The 20,249-nt window shown below is 52.4% G+C and carries 23 protein-coding genes; 11 read left to right on the top strand and 12 right to left on the bottom strand.

Going from position 1 to position 20,249, the window contains the following annotated elements:
* Nucleotides 1-2: 2 nt before the first annotated feature.
* The 3 genes from M2298_RS10375 to M2298_RS10365 form a co-directional block, all read right to left on the bottom strand.
* Nucleotides 3-1,076, bottom strand: coding sequence for a TolB family protein (locus M2298_RS10375; RefSeq protein WP_173596560.1), 1,074 nt, complete (start codon nt 1,074-1,076; stop codon nt 3-5).
* Nucleotides 1,073-1,636: an RNA polymerase sigma factor gene (locus tag M2298_RS10370; protein ID WP_063228514.1), complete on the bottom strand. Its 564-nt coding sequence runs from the start codon at nt 1,634-1,636 to the stop codon at nt 1,073-1,075. Before M2298_RS10370 ends, M2298_RS10375 begins: the two co-directional genes overlap by 4 nt.
* Before the next feature lie 133 nt (nt 1,637-1,769).
* Nucleotides 1,770-2,927, bottom strand: coding sequence for a trans-sulfuration enzyme family protein (locus tag M2298_RS10365; RefSeq protein WP_122965387.1), 1,158 nt, complete (start codon nt 2,925-2,927; stop codon nt 1,770-1,772).
* 126 nt (nt 2,928-3,053) lie between these two features.
* Here M2298_RS10365 and M2298_RS10360 point away from each other — a divergent pair, with 126 nt between their 5' ends.
* Entirely contained in the window at nt 3,054-3,749 is a 696-nt protein-coding gene (locus tag M2298_RS10360) for a peptidylprolyl isomerase (RefSeq protein ID WP_122965386.1), read from the top strand.
* A 246-nt stretch (nt 3,750-3,995) separates the two neighbouring features.
* Entirely contained in the window at nt 3,996-4,634 is a 639-nt protein-coding gene (locus M2298_RS10355) for a cell wall hydrolase (RefSeq protein WP_122965385.1), read from the top strand.
* A gap of 337 nt (nt 4,635-4,971) precedes the next feature.
* On the opposite strand, the gene M2298_RS10350 is transcribed toward M2298_RS10355, so the two are convergent.
* A complete protein-coding gene (locus M2298_RS10350) occupies nt 4,972-5,736 on the bottom strand; it encodes an SDR family NAD(P)-dependent oxidoreductase (protein WP_122965384.1) in 765 nt (254 codons plus the stop codon).
* A 95-nt stretch (nt 5,737-5,831) separates the two neighbouring features.
* Between M2298_RS10350 and M2298_RS10345 the strand changes: the two genes are divergently transcribed.
* On the top strand, nt 5,832-6,143 hold the full coding sequence (locus M2298_RS10345; protein WP_063228508.1) for a YfhH family protein: 312 nt from the start codon (nt 5,832-5,834) through the stop codon (nt 6,141-6,143).
* Nucleotides 6,144-6,261: 118 nt separating this feature from the next.
* Nucleotides 6,262-6,711, top strand: coding sequence for a DUF441 domain-containing protein (locus M2298_RS10340; RefSeq protein WP_122965383.1), 450 nt, complete (start codon nt 6,262-6,264; stop codon nt 6,709-6,711).
* A 17-nt stretch (nt 6,712-6,728) separates the two neighbouring features.
* Here the strand turns inward: M2298_RS10340 and M2298_RS10335 are convergent, their stop codons facing one another.
* On the bottom strand, nt 6,729-7,037 hold the full coding sequence (locus M2298_RS10335; RefSeq protein WP_063228506.1) for an iron-sulfur cluster biosynthesis family protein: 309 nt from the start codon (nt 7,035-7,037) through the stop codon (nt 6,729-6,731).
* A 101-nt stretch (nt 7,038-7,138) separates the two neighbouring features.
* Between M2298_RS10335 and M2298_RS10330 the strand changes: the two genes are divergently transcribed.
* The 3 genes from M2298_RS10330 (at nt 7,139) to M2298_RS10320 (ending at nt 9,415) form a co-directional block, all read left to right on the top strand.
* Entirely contained in the window at nt 7,139-7,279 is a 141-nt protein-coding gene (locus M2298_RS10330) for a hypothetical protein (protein ID WP_167470339.1), read from the top strand.
* A 97-nt stretch (nt 7,280-7,376) separates the two neighbouring features.
* Nucleotides 7,377-8,435 carry a DUF2515 family protein gene (locus tag M2298_RS10325; RefSeq protein WP_122965382.1) on the top strand — a complete coding sequence of 353 codons (1,059 nt, stop codon included), beginning with the start codon at nt 7,377-7,379 and terminating at the stop codon, nt 8,433-8,435.
* A gap of 20 nt (nt 8,436-8,455) precedes the next feature.
* Nucleotides 8,456-9,415: a prenyltransferase/squalene oxidase repeat-containing protein gene (locus M2298_RS10320; RefSeq protein WP_122965381.1), complete on the top strand. Its 960-nt coding sequence runs from the start codon at nt 8,456-8,458 to the stop codon at nt 9,413-9,415.
* Here M2298_RS10320 and M2298_RS10315 read toward each other — a convergent pair.
* From M2298_RS10315 to M2298_RS10305, 3 genes are all read right to left on the bottom strand, one after another.
* On the bottom strand, nt 9,394-10,290 hold the full coding sequence (locus M2298_RS10315; RefSeq protein WP_280648482.1) for an apurinic/apyrimidinic endonuclease family protein: 897 nt from the start codon (nt 10,288-10,290) through the stop codon (nt 9,394-9,396). The two genes, M2298_RS10320 and M2298_RS10315, sit on opposite strands and share 22 nt — an antisense overlap.
* A 310-nt stretch (nt 10,291-10,600) precedes the next feature.
* Complete coding sequence (locus M2298_RS10310; RefSeq protein ID WP_280648481.1) at nt 10,601-11,188, bottom strand: DUF1444 family protein; 588 nt, start codon at nt 11,186-11,188, stop codon at nt 10,601-10,603.
* 11 nt (nt 11,189-11,199) lie between these two features.
* Complete coding sequence (locus tag M2298_RS10305; protein WP_063228500.1) at nt 11,200-12,315, bottom strand: DUF3900 domain-containing protein; 1,116 nt, start codon at nt 12,313-12,315, stop codon at nt 11,200-11,202.
* Between the two features lie 106 nt (nt 12,316-12,421).
* On the opposite strand from M2298_RS10305, the gene M2298_RS10300 reads away from it, so the two are divergent.
* Nucleotides 12,422-13,270: a serine/threonine protein kinase gene (locus M2298_RS10300; RefSeq protein ID WP_280648480.1), complete on the top strand. Its 849-nt coding sequence runs from the start codon at nt 12,422-12,424 to the stop codon at nt 13,268-13,270.
* Nucleotides 13,271-13,498: 228 nt separating this feature from the next.
* The gene (locus M2298_RS10295) at nt 13,499-14,983 is read left to right on the top strand and encodes an amino acid permease (RefSeq protein ID WP_122965377.1); all 1,485 of its coding nucleotides are present in this window, start codon (nt 13,499-13,501) and stop codon (nt 14,981-14,983) included.
* Between the two features lie 66 nt (nt 14,984-15,049).
* Here the strand turns inward: M2298_RS10295 and M2298_RS10290 are convergent, their stop codons facing one another.
* From M2298_RS10290 to M2298_RS10280, 3 genes are all read right to left on the bottom strand, one after another.
* On the bottom strand, nt 15,050-15,205 hold the full coding sequence (locus tag M2298_RS10290) for a hypothetical protein (protein ID WP_173596552.1): 156 nt from the start codon (nt 15,203-15,205) through the stop codon (nt 15,050-15,052).
* Nucleotides 15,206-15,241: 36 nt separating this feature from the next.
* Nucleotides 15,242-16,531: a DEAD/DEAH box helicase gene (locus tag M2298_RS10285; protein WP_242771178.1), complete on the bottom strand. Its 1,290-nt coding sequence runs from the start codon at nt 16,529-16,531 to the stop codon at nt 15,242-15,244.
* Nucleotides 16,532-16,687: 156 nt separating this feature from the next.
* A complete protein-coding gene (locus tag M2298_RS10280) occupies nt 16,688-16,831 on the bottom strand; it encodes a hypothetical protein (protein WP_167470337.1) in 144 nt (47 codons plus the stop codon).
* Nucleotides 16,832-16,960: 129 nt separating this feature from the next.
* Between M2298_RS10280 and M2298_RS10275 the strand changes: the two genes are divergently transcribed.
* Together M2298_RS10275 and M2298_RS10270 are read left to right on the top strand one after the other, a co-directional pair.
* A complete protein-coding gene (locus M2298_RS10275) occupies nt 16,961-18,028 on the top strand; it encodes a phosphodiester glycosidase family protein (protein ID WP_173596551.1) in 1,068 nt (355 codons plus the stop codon).
* A 43-nt stretch (nt 18,029-18,071) separates the two neighbouring features.
* Complete coding sequence (locus M2298_RS10270; protein WP_173599480.1) at nt 18,072-18,581, top strand: DUF6886 family protein; 510 nt, start codon at nt 18,072-18,074, stop codon at nt 18,579-18,581.
* Nucleotides 18,582-18,649: 68 nt separating this feature from the next.
* On the opposite strand, the gene M2298_RS10265 is transcribed toward M2298_RS10270, so the two are convergent.
* Nucleotides 18,650-20,221: an ABC-F family ATP-binding cassette domain-containing protein gene (locus tag M2298_RS10265; protein WP_122965373.1), complete on the bottom strand. Its 1,572-nt coding sequence runs from the start codon at nt 20,219-20,221 to the stop codon at nt 18,650-18,652.
* Between the last annotated feature and the right edge of the window lie 28 nt (nt 20,222-20,249).

Raw genomic sequence — 20,249 nt, 5'->3', positions numbered from 1 at the left:
CGTTATCGTGACGCTAGTGAGACAACCAGCTCAACAGGCTGACTTTCCCGCGAAATGAGCAAGAGTTGCTTGCCTTTCGCTGCCCAATTGCCGCGAACAAATTCAGCAGCAGACTGGTTGCGCAAATGCAGCTCTCTGTTCACGAAAGACTCGTCTCCCAGTTCGGCCTCCATCAACTGGCCATCCGCTTTGGTATAAGTAAGCTCGTGCTCTGAACGCCAGGAAGCCCACTGCCCCTGCCCCAGTATCGTGATCAGCCCCGTCCTCATTTCCATGACAGCGATCTCTCCATCTTTGTGCAGTGACAGGAAACGGCCATCAGGCGACCATTCCGGCTGAGATCCTTCGGCGAGCTTCCATTCCTGAAACGAGATGGTGCTGCTGACCCAAATTTCATCCATGCCGTTTTTCGAGCGCGTATACGCAAGGGAGTCGTCGTGCTGCGACCAACTCGGAGAGCTGAAAGCTACCCCTTCCTCTTCCTTGAGCAGACGGCTGCTGCCCACATTGTATGTCGTTGGCAAATCGACGAGCCAAATCCGGGACGTCTGCTCGACTTGCTCGACAACGGCGATCTGCTTGCCCAAATTGGACCACGCCACTGCCACATACTTGCCTTTCGTTGGCGGCAATTTGAAAGTGACAGGCTTAGTTTCGCTGTCAATCGGGATGGTCCGCAACTCGGACGACTGGACAATGTAAGCGATTTGCGTGGCAGATTTATCAATATCCACCTGCTCTACAGTCGCCTCGGCTGGAAGTGTGAGCACCTCTTGTTTGTTTATCGTCACCGAGCTGTCGCCCCACCATAACAAATAAGCGCCGATGAGCACTACGGCTGCCAGGACAGTACCACCGGACCAGACCCACTTTCGCTTCATCCACGGTCGCTCCGGTTGTGGCTGAACCTTTTTCGCTTCCAACTCTTTCATTCGTTCCAGCAACTGCTTTTTCAAATCAGCCTTCAACTGATAATTGACGGGAACAGAACGGCGCATGCGTTTTAAATGGGTCAGGAGTTGAGCTACAGTCTGATCATCGGTATGACCTTGGGGGTATTTCTCCTCTTCTCTCACTCGGAGTCCCCCCTTTCGTACATCTTCTGAAGTTTTTGCAAGCCCCGATAGGAGATCATTTTGATGCTTGATTCTGTCTTACCCAGCACCTCAGCAACCTGGCTGATTTTCAAATCGGCAAAATAACGCAGCATGAGAACGTCCTTCTGATCCTGCGACAACAAGTCGAGCCGGTCGCGAAGCAGGCGAATTTCCTCGTTGGTCAACGCCTGCCGCTCCGGCTGCCAGGTATCATCCGGCTCAGCTCCCAAAAAATCTTCCTGATCGACGGGAAGCTCTCTGTTTTTTCGCATGAAATCCACGTATGTATTGTGCGCAATGCGAAAAATCCAAGAGGCAAACGGACTTGTTCTGCTATATTGTTCAAATTTTTCCAGCGCTTTCAAAAAGACCACGGTGGTCAAATCGTCGGCATCCCACGTACTCTGGACACGGCATCGCAAATAACGATTCACGCGATCAAAATACTCGTCGTACAGTTCTGTAAATGGACGAGATTCGTAATAGTCTCCAGATGCTTGGTCCGATGATTGCGCGGGACGCTGTATCGCCATTCCCATTGCGGTTTTCCTCGGTTTCTCCCATTTTGTTGCATCGAGTCAAGATACATAAGCCTCGTTCATCCTGACTCCATCCTACCTAATTTATACGATCAGCCCGCCAAGAAGTTACAAGGTTCCCTGCTTTTTTCAATTAATTCCTTAAAGCACGGGAAAGCTCGCTGACAATGTCGTCGACCGCTTCGATCCCTACAGACATGCGCACCAGTCCCATCGTAATTCCGGTCGCCAGTCTCTGCTCCTCGGTGAATGCCCGATGCGAAGTCGTAACCGGATGGGACACGCTCGTCTCTACCCCAGCCAGAGATGGCGCGAATTGAATCCAATCCAGTGCGCGGTAAAAGTCGTAAATCTTGCTCTCTTCCTTGAGCGTGAAGGAAACCATCGCCCCTTGCTTTTGCCTTGTGAAAAAGGAAGTCGCTTCGTCGCTCGGATAGTAGACGCGGCTAACAGCAGGATGGCTTTGCAAGAAACGGGCCACTTCCTTTGCATTGTCGCACTGCCGTTCCATTCGCACTGCCAATGTTTTCAGACCGCGCGCCGTCAACCAAGCTTCGAACGGACTGAGGGACGCACCGTAATTGACGACGATTTCGGCTGCGCGTTTCACCAGGGCACGGTTCCCGACCAGAACACCGCACGTAACGTCACTGTGTCCACCGATGTACTTGGTTCCGCTGTGAACAACGAGATCGGCGCCAAACGCGATTGGCTGCACCAAATAAGGCGTGGCAAACGTGTTGTCGACCATGACAGTCAGACCGAGTTCTTTCGCCTGACGAATCCACTGCGGCAAGTCGACAACCGTGAGCAACGGATTCGTAATCGTCTCCAGGAAAAACAGCTTCGTCGCCGGGCGGACATGATCGCTCAGCCTGGTGCCCTGATCCAGTACAATGCACTCCAGCTCGATGCCGAACCGCGACAATTCCTTATGCAAAAGAGCGTAAGTGCCCCCGTATATTTCATGCGATGCGAGTACGTGATCGCCAGGGGAAAGAATCGAAAGCAGGCCAGCCATGATCGCTCCCATGCCGGAAGCCGCACTGACTCCAGCCTCTGCCTGTTCGAGCCGGGCGATGGCATCAGCCAGTTCTACCTGATTGGGATTGCCGTTTCGCGTATACAAATATTCGCCTTCACCAGCGTAATATTTTTCTACTTCCTCCAAGCCGTCGAAGGCAAAAACAGATGTCTGATAGATCGGCGTAGACTTGCTTGTTACCTGTTTCAAAGGTGAATGCCCAATATGTACCGTAGCTGTTTCGAACCGTTCTCCCACATCAATCACCCTTTTCCTCCCATCATACCACGCCACAAGCGGGACAGACTACCCGATTGGCATTTGCCTGTCCATTTATGCTATAATTCGAAACCGAACCACCCTAATGGCAAGAAACAAAGGAAGGTGCACAAGATGAAAAAGTTTTTCATGACCCTGTTCACATGTCTGATGGCAATCGCCTTGGTCGCGGGTTGTTCCAGTGCGAAAAACGAAACCGCTCCGACACAACCGACTGCGCCAACTGAAAAACCTGGCTCCAATGAGCCTTCCCAACCTGTTGCTCCTACCGGGGAAAAGAAGTACGAGAAAGCCCCTGACATGCAGATCGACAAAAACAAGTCCTACCAAGCGAAAATCTCTACGACGATGGGCGACATCACGATTGATTTGTTCGCCAAAGACGCGCCTGTCACTGTCAACAACTTCGTCTTTTTGGCCAAAGACAAGTTTTATGACGGCGTTATTTTCCACCGCGTGATCCAAAATTTCATGATTCAGACCGGCGATCCGCTGGGAATCGGAGTTGGCGGCCCGGGCTACACGTTCCAGGATGAGTTGAAAAACGGCCACAAGTACGAGCCTGGCGTTGTTGCGATGGCAAACGCCGGAGCAAACACAAACGGCAGCCAATTTTTCATCGGGTCGGGAAAAGATGTAGAAGGTTTGGAAAACGCGCCAAATTACACGATTTTCGGAAAAGTCGTGGGTGGCATGGACGTCGTGCAAAAAATCGCAGCCACAAAAGTGAAACCGAACCCGCAAACAAATGAACCCAGCTCTCCAGAGCAAACGATCAAAATCAATACAATTACGATTACGGAAAAATAAGCCTTTGTGACTAGCTCACACCAAACACCACTGTCTATGCGCAGTGGTGTTTTTCCTTGCAAAAACAAGATTTTTTCCGCTCCCCTCGTCTTCTTCTCCCCTGTATTCATCCATCTCTTCCAGACAGTAAATAGTCCTATGGAACCAATTTCCTCTTGCACTTCGCATACATTGTCGCTAGACTTGCAAAAGACCCGATTCGCTTCCGCACACAAAAGCAAAAAGCGAAAAGGAGTGGTTCTTACCATGAAGACACGAGAAGCGCGAACGCGCTTTTTCTTCTTTCTCAACAGTTTTGCCTTGCTTCTTCTCTGCCTGTTCGTCACGCCGACGAGCGCAATGGCACCTCATTCAAAGGGAACGCCGTCCGCGTCCGCTCTGGCAGATGTAGTCCAAACAGCAACAGCACCTGTGCCGACAGCCAAGAAGCAAACAAAAATGTCTATCCCTCAAACGCAAGCAAAACGCGATCATATCCAAGTCAGTCGAGATGATCGCCGCAAAGTGATTCGCCATGGAAACGTAAAAATTTCAGATAGGGATATGGAACTGCTTGCCCGGTTGGTATATGCGGAAGGCCGGGGTGAACCGTATGAAGGACAAGTAGCGATTGCTGCTGTCGTATTGAATCGGGTAGCTTCATCACAATTTCCAAATACGGTGCGGGAGGTTATTTTTGCTCCCAACGCATTCTCGCCTGTCCAAAACGGCAGACTCTCGTCGAGAACGAACGAGAGCGTCAGAAAGGCTGTCGCGGATGCAGTGAATGGAAAGGATCCGACAAACGGTTCCCTTTATTTTTTCAATCCTGATACCGCAACATCCAAATGGATTTGGTCCAGGCCCCAAACGGTCGTGATCGGAAATCACCGCTTCGCCCGATAACGCCGAAAAATTTAATAATGATTTATTTTTATTTTATTGCGACTTTACTTTTGTCTGTTATCTTTTCATTGTAAGCACTTTTTCAACGCATTGAGAAAAAGTTCGATGTTCTTCCTAGAATGACTTCTTTAACGTAAGCATGGGTAGATCGATTTTTCCATCTAAATATGCCTACGCTAACAGTAGCTGGCTATTGACTGTGTTGGGTGAGAGCAATCCGGTCATGTGCGCCAATCGTTCATTTTCTCAATCGCCCCCAATAATTAGGCATTCCCACGCCGGGAATGCCCCTTTTTTTGCTATTTGCCTTATTCATGCTGGTTCTCTCCTTTTCGCGCTAGAAGCCGTAGACCGACATTCCGCCATCGACCGCAATCGTTTGCCCCGATATGTAACTGGCCGCATCCGAAGCGAGAAAAATCGCAGGACCAACCAAATCTTCGACATCGCCAATTCTTCCGCTCGGCGTCCGCTGCAGCACTTCTTGCAAAAAAGCTTCATCGTCGAGCAACGCTTCCGTCAGCGGCGTGCGGAAATACCAAGGTGCGATCGCGTTGACATTCACGCCGAATTTGCTCCATTCCAACGCAAGCACTCTCGTCATCTGGATGACACCCGCTTTGCTCGCCCCATAAGCGACTCCCGTGCGCAGCGCAACAAGTCCAGCCACGGATGCGATATTCACAATCCGCCCGTAGCGCTGTTCACACATGACTTTTCCGGCCGCCTGACTGAGAAAAAACGCTCCCTTCAAATTCAGATCGACAACCCGATCCCATTCTTCCTCGTTGACCTCATGCGCTTTTTTGCGAATGTTCATCCCGGCGTTATTGACCAAAATATGCAGGCCGCCCAGTGTCTCCAGCGTCTCGGCCACTACTTTTTCTGCTGCACCTGCCTCGGTCAAATCGGCTGTAATCGGCGTAGCCGCTCCCCCGCTTGCCTGAATCTCCTGGACCACTTCCTGCAAGTCCGCTTCTGTGCGCGCGACAACGGCTACCGCCGCGCCCGCCTCGGCCAAGCCGATCGCCAATGCTTTTCCGATGCCTCGTCCAGCGCCTGTTACGATCGCTTTTTTGCCTGTCAAATCAAATCTCGTCATGATGTTCCCTCCATTCGTTCTCTCGTACTTCTCCATCCATCGCCTTTTCCCCTGTCTTTTGTTACAATATACCTGTAGGGAAAGGAGGCAGTCCGTTGCGCTTGTACAGTCAAATGACACTCGCTGAGCTGCAGGAAGAGATGGAACGCCTGCACGTGGAAGCCAAGGAGAAAAAGAAACTGGGTGACGAGTCCCAGCTTGCCATCATTACGCAAAAGTATTTCATGGCCAAGTCGTATTATTTGGGGACGAAAGAATTTCGCATTGGCGGAAAATACAGCGTTGCCGAATACGACCAGCCATTTACGATTGATTATTTCAACGGTGTATTCGCCTGGGGACGCTTCCCTGATTCGGATGAGCAGACAGGCTTTCCGGTAGGGATGCTGGAACTTTGGTTCGACTAAGCAAAAAGAGATCCGTGCATGCTGCTGCCATGCCTGATCTCTTTTTTCGTATGCGGCAACACAAGCCGTGCCCCATCTGGATATACTACTGGCAAAAACGAAAGCGGGCACAACCAGCATGGATGTCATTAACCTCACTCTGCTCCTCTTGCTTGCGCTCGGCATCGTCGGCAATAACGCGACCGTCTCGATCGCCGTAGCCATCCTGCTTTTGATGCGGCTGTTTTCGCTCGAACGCTATTTCCCGCTGCTTGAGCAGCATGGCTTGCAAGTAGGCATTATCATCTTGACCATCGGCATTCTCGCGCCGCTCGCAAGCGGAAAAGTCAATCCGGCTTCCGTGCTTGCCCTGTTCACCCATTGGCATACGATTCTGGCGATCATCATGGGGGTGTTTGTCGCCTACCTGGCGGGAAAAGGAACCGATCTGATGTCCGGCAATCCGCTCATTGTCACGGGCTTGTTGCTGGGAACGATCATCGGCGTCACCTTTTTCCGCGGAGTCGCCGTCGGCCCGCTGATCGCCGCCGGAATGCTCGCTTTTCTCCTGCAATTTTTGCCCAAGTAAAACGGAAAGCGAACGGGTCAACCCCAGCGCTCTTTCAACGTAAGGCCGTACGCCAAAATTTGCTGCGGGGTCACGAGCCGAAACCCTTGCTGTGCCCGATAATCGATCGTCAAGGAATCCGAGTCGATGTAGCCGATCGTCTCCGCATCAATCAGCAAAGTCATCGCTTCGACCTGCATCACCTGGTCATTTGGAGTTGCTTCATCCAGCCAAAGCGAATATTCCACGGTCATTCCGCAGCCGCCTACCAGTTCACCGCTAATGCGAACAGGCCGCGTCGCTTTTTGCAATTGGTCTACCGCTTCTTTCGTCAGCTTGATTCTCACCGTGTTCACGCTCCTGCATTGTTTTTCCAGCACTTTTGTATGCATCAACTCTCTCATGATAGCATACAATGCTTGAAAGGCAGCGGAAAGGACGATCTTCTATGAACATTTACGAACAGGACGGCATGTTTGTCGCGGAAGCCCAGTTCCAGTCGGAGCATGTAGTCATCTTCGCCAAGTCGTGGGAAGAAGCCAAGGAAAAACTGATGGTGCGGCTTCTTGTTCTCGAAATGATTGGCTGAATCAAAAGCGGGTCGTTTTTTGATGACCTGCTTTTTTTAACCGCAGAGAGGCCCCCTCCCCCTGTATTCGGACAAACGGCAAGGAGCTATCCCATTCATGACGACTACCACGATTTCTTCCTTGGACAAACAAGAACTGGTCGCGCAAATCAGATGGCAAACAGCGAGAGCCAATCGCAACAATGTCACGCGGACACAAGCGTACCTTGATTTTTACCGCGAGCATCCCGAGATTCACTGGGCCTTGCTTGCCCACCTCGTCTCGCGAAATGGCGGTTGGAATATGACGGATCTAAAAGGCGAATGGCTTCCTGCGATCATGGATGCGCAAGAAATCAAGCCTTTTTTCTGGTTGTTGGAGAGAAGCAACTGGCTCATTTTTCACGATGCTTACCCGCAACTCCTCTTGTATGCCCAGATGAAACAGCGGCAGGAAGACTTGAGCGCCCTGTTGAAACCTCTTGGCGTATCTCTGTTCATGCATTCGTATTGGCAAGAGTTTCTCGCTTCACGGGAAAGCTCGCGTCTCACTCGCGCATTGATCGTCAACGAGCAGCAATATATCGAACAGCGCGTCGTACATAAGCCGCTTGCGACGAACCGCGTTTTTTCGACGTATGTATTTTTCACGCAATCGCTGTTTTCGCTCAATCAAATTCTCTTTCCTTACAAAGCACATCCGACCGACAAAAGGTTGAACATCGTCGGCCTGAACGTGCAGCATTTTTCCGAACTCACCCAGCGGATCGCGATTGGAAAAACGCTCTACCGCCTCTTGTTCGACGATCCGTACCGGCTGGACAAGATTGTGACGTTTTGCACACGCATTCCCCATACGGGCTCGCGCGCGGACTACTGGCCACACCTGTTTACCCCGCGTCACCTGCCGCAAGCAAAGACAAAAACCGGATATGAGCTGCGGCTGGAAGGCGACAACCTGATTTCTGGCAAACCGAAGCTGTACAGCCCTGCGCTGCAAACCGCCTGGGCAGATGTCGAGCACGCTCCTGCCGATGGCGTCGACTGGTTTCGCGATGAGAAATGGCGATTGGAAGTGGAAAAGCAAGCCGAACTGCCTCTGATCGACACGGACGCGTACATACGGGCTTTGCACTGGACCGAATACGGCGTAAAATTGGTGACAGCAATCACGTAGAAAAGGGAGGGCATGCCGCCATGCTCGATGAGCCCCGCAACGCTCTGCTTGCCCACCAGCGAGATTACCTCCTGTCCTGCCAGCTTCCGAGCGGAGCTTTTCGCCTTGGTCCTGACCGGGATCAGATCAATCCGTATTTTACCAACCTCGCCCTTATTTCGCTGGTCCGGCTACAGGAACGGGAAGCGGTGCGCCGCTATTTGGACTGGTATTTGCAGCATCTGAGCCAAAATGGCTACATCAACGACTTTCGTCTCGATTCCGGGCAAGAGATCGACACGGGAGCCGCCGACAGCGAAGACAGCTACCATGCGACTTACTTCAGTCTCGTCAGCGAATGGGTGGAAAGTTGTGGCGACACTTCCTGGCTGTACGCCAATCAGGAGCAGCTTGCTTACTTGTTCCGGGGCATCGCCCGGTTGCAGCAAAAGGATGGGCTGACCTGGGCCAAACATTCTTTTCGCGTCAAATATTTGATGGACAACTGCGAGGTTGCCAAAGGGCTGGATGACGCCAGCTATTTGTTTGCGTTGCTCGGCAAGGAAGCACTCGCCCGGGAAGCGTCTGTGCGCGCCGTTGCCTGCAAGACGGGAATTGCCAACATGTACAGCCGTCTTCGCCGCTCGTTCGCCATGTACGACCGTTCGCATCCCGGCTGGAGAAAATGGTACCCGGACGTGACCTCGCAGGCGTTTCCCATCGTGTACGGCTTATGTGAGCCGGACATCGGCGCCATGCTGTATCAGCGGATGACGAAAGCATTCCCCCGCTTCGACACGTTTGACACTGGCGATATGTACCCGTGGATGGTCATGGGCGTTTGCGCCCGCATGATTGGCGATGAGCAGCGCGTCCGCACGATGCTCGATGCCGCAACAAACCTGTACATACACGGTCCACGTTTGCCGTATTGGCTGATTCACGAAGCAGGAAGATTCATCGAGTTGCTGCTGGACGATCAGGAGCCGGGCAGCAGTTGATTCACCCACGCGTAGCAGATGTTCAACTGCTCGTCGTCAATCAAGTCTGAGCGGTGTTCAAACATAATTTTGACATCCGGATTTTCGTCCCGCACGATGCGCAAATAGTCTGCGATCGGCGCCCAGCCCTGCTCGGCTGTGCACTCCGGCAAGGCGGGAAAATGATTGTAGGCAAAAGTATCCGTCGCTTTCATCGTCCAAAGATGCAGACTCCAGGCATATTTCGCATAGCTCTGAATGACCCGCTTCGCGTCGAAGTACGGGTCGATTTTTTGTTGGCCGAACAATCGGCCCGTATCGAGGCACAGCTTGATTTTCGGGTACTTGTTCAGCAAAACTTCCAACACATCGGTTTCGTATACGTAACGATTGAGCGCGTCAAACTCCAGCACAGGCACAAACGCATATTTCTCGCCCATTTCCGTAAGCCAGGCAAACAATTGCTCGCTTTTTTCCTCAAACGCGGCGAGCGGATACTGCGATTCGAAAACATAGTCGCTCGGATCGGCGAACCGCCAATTTTGCCAGTCCACACGGTCGTCCAAAATGACAGGCTTCGGGTAGTGGAACAGGACGTAGGCGGGCTTGATTTCGCGCATGTAGTCCAGCTCGTCGACAATCCGGGCAAATGCTTCTGCGCGAACCTTTTCGTCTGGGTGCATAAACAGCGCGTCCCTCAGCTTCGCTTGCCCCGCCCGCAACGGAAAATGGACGCCAATCTGAAAACCGTTGGCCTCTGCTTCGCGCTGCAAGCAGCGAAGATCTTCTTCCGCAGGCAGCAGGCATGCTTCGATTCCATAAAATCCTTTGCGGAAGTCTCGCTCGTACTTTTTCCGATCGAAATGCCCGTATTGCCCGATCATGAAGTTTTTCATGGATACGCTCCTTTCCCTGATTGTTCCAACAAAATCGCTCGTTTTATGAAGCGTTGTTTACGAAAAGCGCAACGAGTGAAGAGGCGTACCACGAAATATTCCGTAGCTTCGAGGTATGGTGGACCAGTCTCATTGGCGGTTTTTCCCTAGAGCGCTCGATTTCATCCTTTGGCAGAGAGCTTTACGATCATGTAGTCGACTACGTTACACAAAACGCCATCGTGCCAACAAAGATGGACGTACCCTTCCCGAAATAGCAAAAGAGAGTTGCACCACACCAGGGTCAACTCTCTCTTGTTGCGTTTCTATCCTATGTGGTTCCCTTCGTATCCGCATCATGCGACACGACCAAAAACGGTGTCAGCTCGCCGTTCTCCCAGAAAAACGGCAGTACGGCGATCGGCACTTGCCCTTTTGAGGCAAAGTCGTACGTGAGACGGGCCAGCAAGTTCGCCCCGACCTCGCCATTCATGTCCGCGATAATGAGTACATCCTGATGCGGGATGGCAACGCCAAGCGAATCTCCTTGCTTCTCTTGATCAAACTGGCGGAGCAACGGTTCGAGCAACACCCTGCTCGCCGCGTAGCCGTCTTGCGGACTGATAAAATGAATCCGGTTGCCCGCTACCTCCTGTGTTTTCACGGTATACGGCAGCTGTTGCAAGTTGTCCATCGCGTACGCATGAAGCTGTTCAGCCGTCCATTCTGCCGCAACCAGCATGTCAGGCGTAATCAAGCCGTAGCCCTCTCCCTGATCGAGCGCATACAGCACGCGTGTATCTGCCGTGTGCTCTTTGACTACCCAGCGGTCCGGGTATTTTTTGACCATGGAAGCATGGCGCAAGACAGGGTATACGTTTTGCTCCTGCCCTTTTAAAGTGAGTTTTTTGTCCGTCATGCTCGCTCCTCCTATTCCCAAGGCGGCGTATCGTCCGGCTCCCCTGGCATTGCTGCCATTGGCGGAGAATAGCTGCTGCGCGATTCGATTTCTTGAACGATCTCCGCAAGTGATTTCGGTTTGGCAAATTCAACAGGAGACACCCCACGCTCAAACTGAAGCTGCTCCCCTTCCAAAATGACGACATAACGACCGTTGACTTTGGCAATATGCAAAGTAGAGCCGTAATCCGCGAGCAAGGTGCGAATTTGCATGTGATCGAGCTTGAACTTCAGTTCGACCTCCGGCTGGCGGTCGGTGATGATCTGCATCGCTTCCATCACCGTCTCGTGCTCCCACTTCTCGGACAGCTCCCGCTTGGGGCTGGCGGCAATCAGCTCAATTGCCTCTACTTCGCGCACGCGCTCCTCGGATTCCTCCGGATAGGTGTACTCGATATGCTGGCGGGCGAGAGAAATGACCTCATCGGAGACGATTTGCGTCACCGTTTGCGGATATTCAATAAAGCGCAAAAATTCCTCGAAGTAACGCGCGTGGGAAAACTGATGAATCTTGACGTGGTACGGATCATTCATCCCGGATTCGATCATGTACGGATACATCAGCGACTTCATGTTTTTCGCATTGATCGCCATCCGCACGTTGGAAATCAGGCTCTTTTCATCCGTAATGACGGCTGTTTTTTGTTCAAAATCGCATTTCAAAATAAAGACGTAGCGCTCATCGAGCAGCTCCAGACGCGTGCGCACCACAATCAGCACGCCGCCTCTTACTTGCGACGTCCGCAAATAAGACTGGATCAGCTCCTGGCAAGGCTCTCTGCTTTCGCTTGGCGTCTCGGCTGCAAGCAAACGGTTGAGCAAGGCATAGTTCGGATTGGAATCGAGCGGATGCCCCGGCTCCAGGACAAATTGTCCGAGCTTCGTCGGCGTCCCGTCCGTCTTCGGATTCATTTCCACCTTGCGCTTGGCGATACGTGCGAACTCGCCATCCAAAAAGTCGCGCAACTCGCTGCGCTGATATTCATCATGCCCCAAATAGCGGGTCATGCGCACCTGCTTGATGCCGTCTTCTTCCTCAGGTTGTTCAATCAAATAAAAGGATAACCAGTCAATGATAAAATTCATACCCGTCGCTCCTGTCTACATGTAACGAACTGATTATAGCAAACCTGCATGAAAAAAGGTCAGGCTTTTTCCATTCATGGTAAGATGGCTACAGGAGGGAACGGTTATGTGGACGGAAGTAAAAGAATGGTGGACGAACAATGTCCGGGACAAGCCCTATCGCGCAGGAACGGTGGCAGGCGCCTATCAGATCAAGCAAGTGCTCGGGATGGGCAGCTACGGCATCGCCTACCTGGCTATCCATCGCGCAACAGGTGAGAAAGTCGTGCTCAAGCAGGTCAAACCAAGCTTGCGTCATACGCCAAAAGGCGAAGCCATGCAGGAGTACGAGCGCAAAGTGCTGTCCTCGCTGTCGCACCCGCAATTTCCGCGGTGTCTGGACGCTTTTCGGTTTCGCAACGATTCCTTTCTCGTCATGACGTATTTGACGGGGCCTACGCTTGAAGAGATGCTGTTCGAACGCGGCATTGTCGTGACGGAGCGGCAATGCGCCCTCTATATGAAGCAAATTGGCGAGCTTGTCGCTTACTTGCACGACCGCGGACTGATCCATCGCGATGTCCGCATCCCAAACGTCATCTGGCAGGAAGGAAATCCGTACTTGATTGACTTTGGGCTGGCGCGGTTCGTCGGTGACAAGCCGACTTACACGGAAGAGACACTCAGCGCCTATCCGTCTGAAAAGCAGCTCAAGCGGGAAGTAGCGCCTTCGAGCGACCTGTATGCGCTCGGGCACTTTTTTCTGTTTCTGCTCTATTCCGGCTACTCTGCGGATGAGAATGCGCCGGAACGAAGCTGGGAGGAAGAGCTTTCCTTATCGCCAGAGATTCGTCTGATGATCCGAAAGCTGTTCCAGTTGGACACGCCCTACTCAACCGTCCGCGAGTGGCTCGCAGATCTGGATGCGTACTTGCAAACTGGCGAGTGCCCTGCCAGCGAATACGAACAGGCATAAGCCATACACAAAGCAGGGCGCCGGAAACAAGCGGCTGCCCTGCTTTTTTCCGAGAAAGAGACGGATAATTCCCCGCGAACAAAAAGGGAATATTTGTACATGTTGGATAAAAATCGGTTTCGTTTTTATGACACCCGGTCGAATAGATTATCTGTCCCAAATCAACTATCATATTTGTAACCTGAATATTAGGAATTTTCATTCACGGTAAAAAAGGGGGCATCAAGTTTGAATCATACTCCACTACCCACTAGAGAAAACAAACAGACGGGAAAAGAGCAGTATGAGTTGAAAAGAGGTTTGCGCGCAAGGCACATGTCGATGATTGCCATCGGCGGATCGATCGGGACAGGCTTGTTTCTGGCGAGCGGCTCGACCATTCAATCCGCAGGGCCAGGGGGCGCGCTTGCCGCTTACGGTTTGATCTGTATCATGATTTACTTTTTGATGACGAGTTTGGGCGAGATGGCTACCTTCCTCCCCGTATCAGGCTCGTTCAGCTCGTACGCTTCCCGCTTTGTCGACCCGGCACTTGGCTTCGCCCTGGGCTGGAACTACTGGTACAACTGGGCCGTGACGATTGCGGTGGAGATTTCGGCTGCCGCCTTGATCATGAAGTTCTGGCTGCCGGAAAGCTCATCGCTGTTATGGAGCGGTCTGTTTCTCGCCTTGTTGTTCGTGTTGAATTTTCTCTCCGTCAAAGCATTCGGTGAAGGTGAATATTGGTTTGCACTCATCAAAGTCATTGCTATCATCTGTTTCATCGCGATCGGACTGATGATGATCGTCGGGATTATGGGCGGCGAAGCAGTCGGATTTAAAAACTTCACTGTCGGCGACGCTCCGTTCCACGGCGGGTTCATGGCGATGATCGGCGTGTTCATGGTGGCCGGATTTTCCTTTCAAGGTACGGAACTGGTCGGCGTAGCAGCAGGCGAGAGCGAAAATCCGCGAGTCAATGTGCCGCGGGCCATCAAGCAAGTTTTCTGGCGCATCCTTCTGTTCTACATTTTGTCCATCGCCGTCATTGGCCTTTTGATCCCGTATACAGATCCCAACCTGATGAGCGGTGATGTGGACAACATTTCTGTAAGCCCTTTCACTTTAGTTTACGAAAGAGCAGGACTGGCGTTTGCGGCATCGGTTATGAATGCAGTCATTCTCTCATCCGTTTTGTCTTGCGGAAACTCGGGCATGTACGCCTCCGCTCGCATGCTGTGGATTTTGGCAATGGAAGGCAAGGCACCGAAGTTTTTGAAAAAGATCAACTCGCGCGGCATTCCGACACGCGCTCTGTACGCGACGACAGCGGTTGGCATGCTCGCTTTTCTCGCTTCTTTGTTTGGCGACGGCGTCGTGTACATGTGGCTGCTTAATGCGAGCGGCATGTCCGGCTTTATTGCCTGGGTCGGCATCGCCATCTGTCATTACCGCTTCCGCAAAGCGTACCTTGCCCAAGGACGCAGCCTCAGCGATTTAACTTACCGGGCCAAATGGTATCCGTTCGGACCTGTGTTCGCCTTCGTCCTTTGCTCCTTCATTATTATCGGGCAAAACTACAGCGCATTCACTGGCGACACCATCGACTGGAACGGCATTCTCGTCTCCTACATCGGCTTGCCCATGTTCATCCTGCTGTGGCTTGGCTACAAGTTCGTGAAAAAGACCAAAGTCATTCCGCTGCAACAATGTCAGCTTACAAAAGACGAGTAATCGATCAAAATAAGCAGGGCGCCGCATTGGTCGGCAGCCCTGCTCTTTTTTACTGTTACAGTGGGGTTACTCAGAAATTGGCTCCTGTTTGGCCGCTTCCATCTTTTCTTTCAGTTCGCCCGCTTCGCGGCGAAGCGTTTGCCGCTCTTGCTTGCCCAACACTTCTCCCCCAACCGCGCCATTCACCAGCAAGTCCTCTTCATACAAACGATCTTTGCGCATGGAACCCTCCTTAGAACAAGACGTGTGCTTCTTGTCCTACTTTGTTCCAAAGCCGCCCTTCTTATGTACGCGCTTTGCCGAAGAAGACTCTTTGCCTGCATTCATTGGTGGTTTGCCGCCACCAGCTTTGCGGTCTTGCGGTTTTCCTTTTCCGGCTGGCTTGGCTGTTGGTTTGGCCGCTGGCTTTCGCTCCGGTCTTGGATCTTCCAAAGCGCCGTACGCCATCGTTTTTTCGGCAATCGCCAGTTCCGTCTGCTTGGCGAACTTTTGGATAATAAACCGCTCCTGCGGACTGAGAATCGAGAACACAAGTCCGGCACGGCCCATCCGTCCCGTCCGTCCGCTGCGGTGAATGTACGTATCCGCATCTGGGGCCGGATCGTAATGAACGATACATTCGACTTCCGGGATATCGATTCCGCGGGCCGAGACATCCGTCGTAATCAATACCGGGAACGCCCCGTCGCGGAACTTTTGCAGCGTACGCGCTCGATCTTCCTTGGATGCATCGCGATGCAACAGGCGGCACTCCAAATGGTGGTAGTTCAGTTTGGACACGATCTCATCCACTTTTTCGATCTGATTGACAAAAACGATCGAGGAGCGAACATTGACGAGCCGAAGCAACCGTCTGAGCGTGTCCACTTTTTTTCGCGGATCAGAGACGAGATACAGATGCGCGACTCCTGCTGCGCCTTCTGGTGCTTGCGCCCGGACAAGCGCAGCCTCTTTTGTGAACGCTTTGGCTGCCGCGACGATCTGGTCTGAAATCGTTGCGGAAAACAGCAGGCGCTGGGTGTCCCGCAATGTTTTTTTCATGACCTCCTGGACCGGCTTGCCAAAACCTGCATCGAGCATTCTGTCGGCTTCATCGACGACGACAGTCTTTACTTCGTGCACCTTCAGTTTTCTTTGATCGATCAGCTCCAGCAGACGACCAGGCGTAGCGACGACGAGCACTGGCTTCTTCTTCAAGCGCTCCACCTGGCGCTTGACGTCCACTCCACCGATGATCGGCAAAACCGCATGATCGGCTCCCGGCAAAAGCTTTTCGGCTTCTTTGGCGATCTGCACGACCAGTTCGTGCGTCGGTGCCAGCACAAGAACCTGCACATCTTTTTTATCCATATCGATTTTCGTTAGCAGCGGCAGTAAGTAGGCAAACGTTTTGCCTGTTCCCGTAGGCGATTCGATCAAGGCGTCCCGTCCGGCTAATATCAATGGGATCGCTTCCACCTGCACGGGTGTCGGCGTCTCCATTTTTTGGTCGCGCAAAATCGCTACAAGCGGCGCGTTAATTTGTAAATCTGCAAACGTGGTGCTCACAAGAACCCTCCTGGCGTAAAAAAGTACATTGGGTAAGCTTACCACACTTTGCCCATGTATAACAGAGGGCCTGCGCTTGAATCGTTCCAGCGAAAGCCCGATTGCCCAGAGCGGAAAAAGGGCGAAATCCAAAGTGGACTCCGCCCGCCAGCCATTTTACCCGTTATTCGAATCGATTCGGGTCTCCTGCTTCTCGCCCTGGTCTTGGCGATCCCGACTGGTCGTCTGGTTTCGCGTCCCTTTCGGACTGTCCTGGTACTCCTCTACTTCCTTTTGAAATGCTTCATCATAGCCGCGCACGGCCCTCACCTCCTGTCCCTATTTTTCCCCTGGTGATCGTTTATTATTTTCCTGAAACTTTTTACCCATTTATCCGTCCTTACCATATAGCAACAGTCAATTTTAACACCAGATGGATGTGGAGAAATCATGCAAACTTTATCACGTGCCCGCACACGCAAACGCACAACTCGCAAAAGACCTTGGCGCTGGGTCAAGCGCCTGATGCTCGTGTCAGCTTTGACTTGCACGACGCTCGCTTTGTTAAGTATCATCTTTTTGTTTGGGACGAAAAACGGAGAAGAGCTGCGCGAGTGGGCGGCAGGCACCTTGCTGACCACGCAGCACGACTACTGGGCGCCGTATACATTTTTGCCGGAAGAAAAATTGAATGCATTAAAGCAGCAAATTCGCAATCCGGAAGTGATCAATTCAGAGCCTGACGGCACGACCAAGCCGGAAGAAACGCCTACCACAGAACAGCCTGTAACCGTCACGCTGCCGGAAAAGCCGAAAGAGTTGGTCGAAATCGAAGACATCGACGTGACCAAAGAGACGTACTATTTCAAAGGGAAAATCATGTACATCCACGACCCGAAACGGGTACAGCTCGTCGTAACAAACCGCAAAGACCGCGGCGATCTGCTCGACGAATTTGTCAAAAAAACCAATGCAATCGGCATCGTCAACGCAAGCGGCTTCTCCGATCCTGACGGCTACGGAAAAGGAGCCAAGGCGTACGGCGTGGTCATCCACGACGGAAAAATTTTGCAAGGCTATAATCCCAAAAGCGGCGAGACAGCCTTGGGCATCACTTACGAAGGCAAGCTGATTACAGGCAACTACACGGCCGAACAATTGGTCAACATGGGCGTTCGCGATGCGATGAGCTTCCGTCCGCAACTGATTGTAAACGGGAAAAACATGTTCAAAGACAAGCCGGCCAAAAGCTGGGGCATCCAGCCACGGACCGCGATCGGGCAAAAAGCGGACGGCACGATTGTATTCGTCGTCATCGACGGCCGCCAGCCTGGGCATTCCATCGGGGCGAGCATGAATGACCTGGCGGAACTGCTGGAAGAGCATGGGGTTGTAACTGCCATGGCGATGGACGGCGGCTCCAGCTCGATGATGCTCCATAACGGCGAAGCGATTACGAAAACATCGTGTCCATACTACCGGGGCCGATACCTTCCAAATGCCTGGGCAGTCATTTAGGTTGTCTTTCCTCCATTTTGCTTACGGAAAGGAATTTGCTTACATGCATACGGTGTTTCATTACAGTGAAGACTCTGCCATTGCCGATTTTCAGCCGCGGCTGCATCCCAGCCACCCAAGCCTGCCTCCCCTCGTCTGGGCGATTGACGCGGCTCGTGCACCGATGTATTACTTCCCGCGCGACTGTCCGCGCATTGCTTTTTATGCGAAGCCAGATTCGTCTTCGGCAGACAAGGAACGTTTTCTCGGGCTGACTAGCGCCAAAATGGTCATTGCGATCGAAAGCCGCTGGTATCCGATCCTTGCGCAGACGACGCTTTACCAGTACACGTTTGCGGCCGATTCCTTTTCGTGCCTCGACGAAGGGGCGGGCTACTTCGTCTCCAAAGAGCCTGTCCAACCGTTGCAGGTCACAGCCATGGGCGATTTGCTCGCCTGTCTTGGCGAAGCGGACATTGAGCTGCGAATCACACCGTCGCTGACGCCGCTCAAAGAAGCTTTGCTCGACAGCAGCCTGCACTTCTCGATGATTCGCATGCGCAACGCCCGCTGACGAAGCTCACGACTTTTTGGCCAAAAGAAAACAGGCAGTCCCACTGAATGTGGCTGCCTGTTTTTTTGTTACAGCTTGATTGGTGTTTTTGCCTGTTCCAGACTCCATTTCTCAACATCCCACGTCTGTGTCACCCAATCCTCGTAGAAGTCAGGTTCGTGGCATACGAGCAGGACAGTCCCTTTAAATTCTTTTAATGCACGCTTCAATTCTTCTTTCGCAACGACATCCAAGTGGTTGGTCGGCTCGTCAAATACAAGCCAGTTGCTTTCCCGTTGCAAAAGCTTACAGAGACGCACTTTTGCCTGCTCGCCCCCGGAGAGTGCGTTCAGGTTGCGATTGATATGCTCGTTTTTCAAACCGCAGCGCGCCAAAGCTCCGCGCACTTCATGGTTGTTCATGGCCGGAAACTCGTTCCAGACGTCATCCAGTGCCGTGATCGGCTTGGCTTTCACTTCTTGTTCGAAGTATGCAGGGTGCAGGAAGTCGCCTTGCTCCAGCTTGCCGCCAAGTGGCGGGATGATGCCGAGCAGCGTCTTCAACAGTGTCGATTTCCCCACACCGTTCATTCCGACAATCGCTACTTTTTCGCCTCGCTCCAGCTTCACGCTGAGTTTAGGCAGCAGCGGGTGCGAATAACCGATCTCCAGATTCTCTGCCTCAATCACGAAGCGGCTGCTCGCGCGTGCTTCTTTGAAAATGAACGAAGGCTTCGCTGCCGTTTCCGGCTTGTCAAGACGGTCCATTTTATCCAGCTGCTTCTGACGGCTTTTCGCGCGCCCTGTAGTGGATGCACGCGCTTTGTTGCGGGCGATAAAGTCTTCCATGCGGGCGATTTCTTCCTGCTGCTTTTCAAAAGCGTCGAAGTGCTGGCTGCGCTTCATCTCGGACTGTGCAAGGAACGACTCGTAGTTGCCTGTATAGCGGTTCAGCTTGGTAAACTCCAGATGGTAGATCACGTTGACGACTTCGTTCATGAACGCGGTATCGTGGGAGATCAGCATGAACGCATACGGATATTCGCGCAAGTAGTTTTTCAGCCACACAATGTGCTCTTCGTCCAAATAGTTCGTCGGCTCATCCAAAAGCAGAACAGTCGGCTGCTCCAGCAGCAATTTTGCCAGAAGAACCTTCGTCCGCTGACCCCCGGACAAGGAAGCAACGTCGCGCTCCAGACCGATAGCGCTCAAACCGAGAGCGTTCGCGATCTCATCGACTTTGGCATCGATCAAATAAAAACCGCTCGTCTCCAGCTTATCCTGAATTTCGCCCATGCGCTCCAGCAGCTCTTCCAGTTCCTCAGGCGTTGCTTCGGCCATTTTTTCCCCGATCGCCATCAGTTCCTGTTCTTGCTCCAAAAGGGGCAGGAACGCATCTTTCAGCACGTCACGGATGGTTTTGCCTGCTTGCAGCTTCGTGTGCTGATCGAGATATCCGTATTGAATTTTTGGCATCCACTCGATACGGCCGTGATCCGCGATGTTTTGGCCCGTCAAAATGCCCATCATCGTGGACTTTCCTGTACCATTAGCTCCAACAAGTCCTACGCGGTCATTCGGCTGCAAACGGAACGACACGTCGCGGAACAAAATCCGATCCCCAAACCCATGGGACAAATCTTCTACAATCAAAACACTCATGCTTGCTTCTTCCTCCTGTTTCCTCTGT

It is taken from the genome of Brevibacillus sp. 1238, from assembly GCF_029892995.1.
Taxonomy (GTDB): Bacteria; Bacillota; Bacilli; order Brevibacillales; family Brevibacillaceae; genus Brevibacillus; species Brevibacillus parabrevis.
Note: the sequence above shows the minus strand (reverse complement) of the source record. Positions and strands in the feature narration are given on the sequence as shown.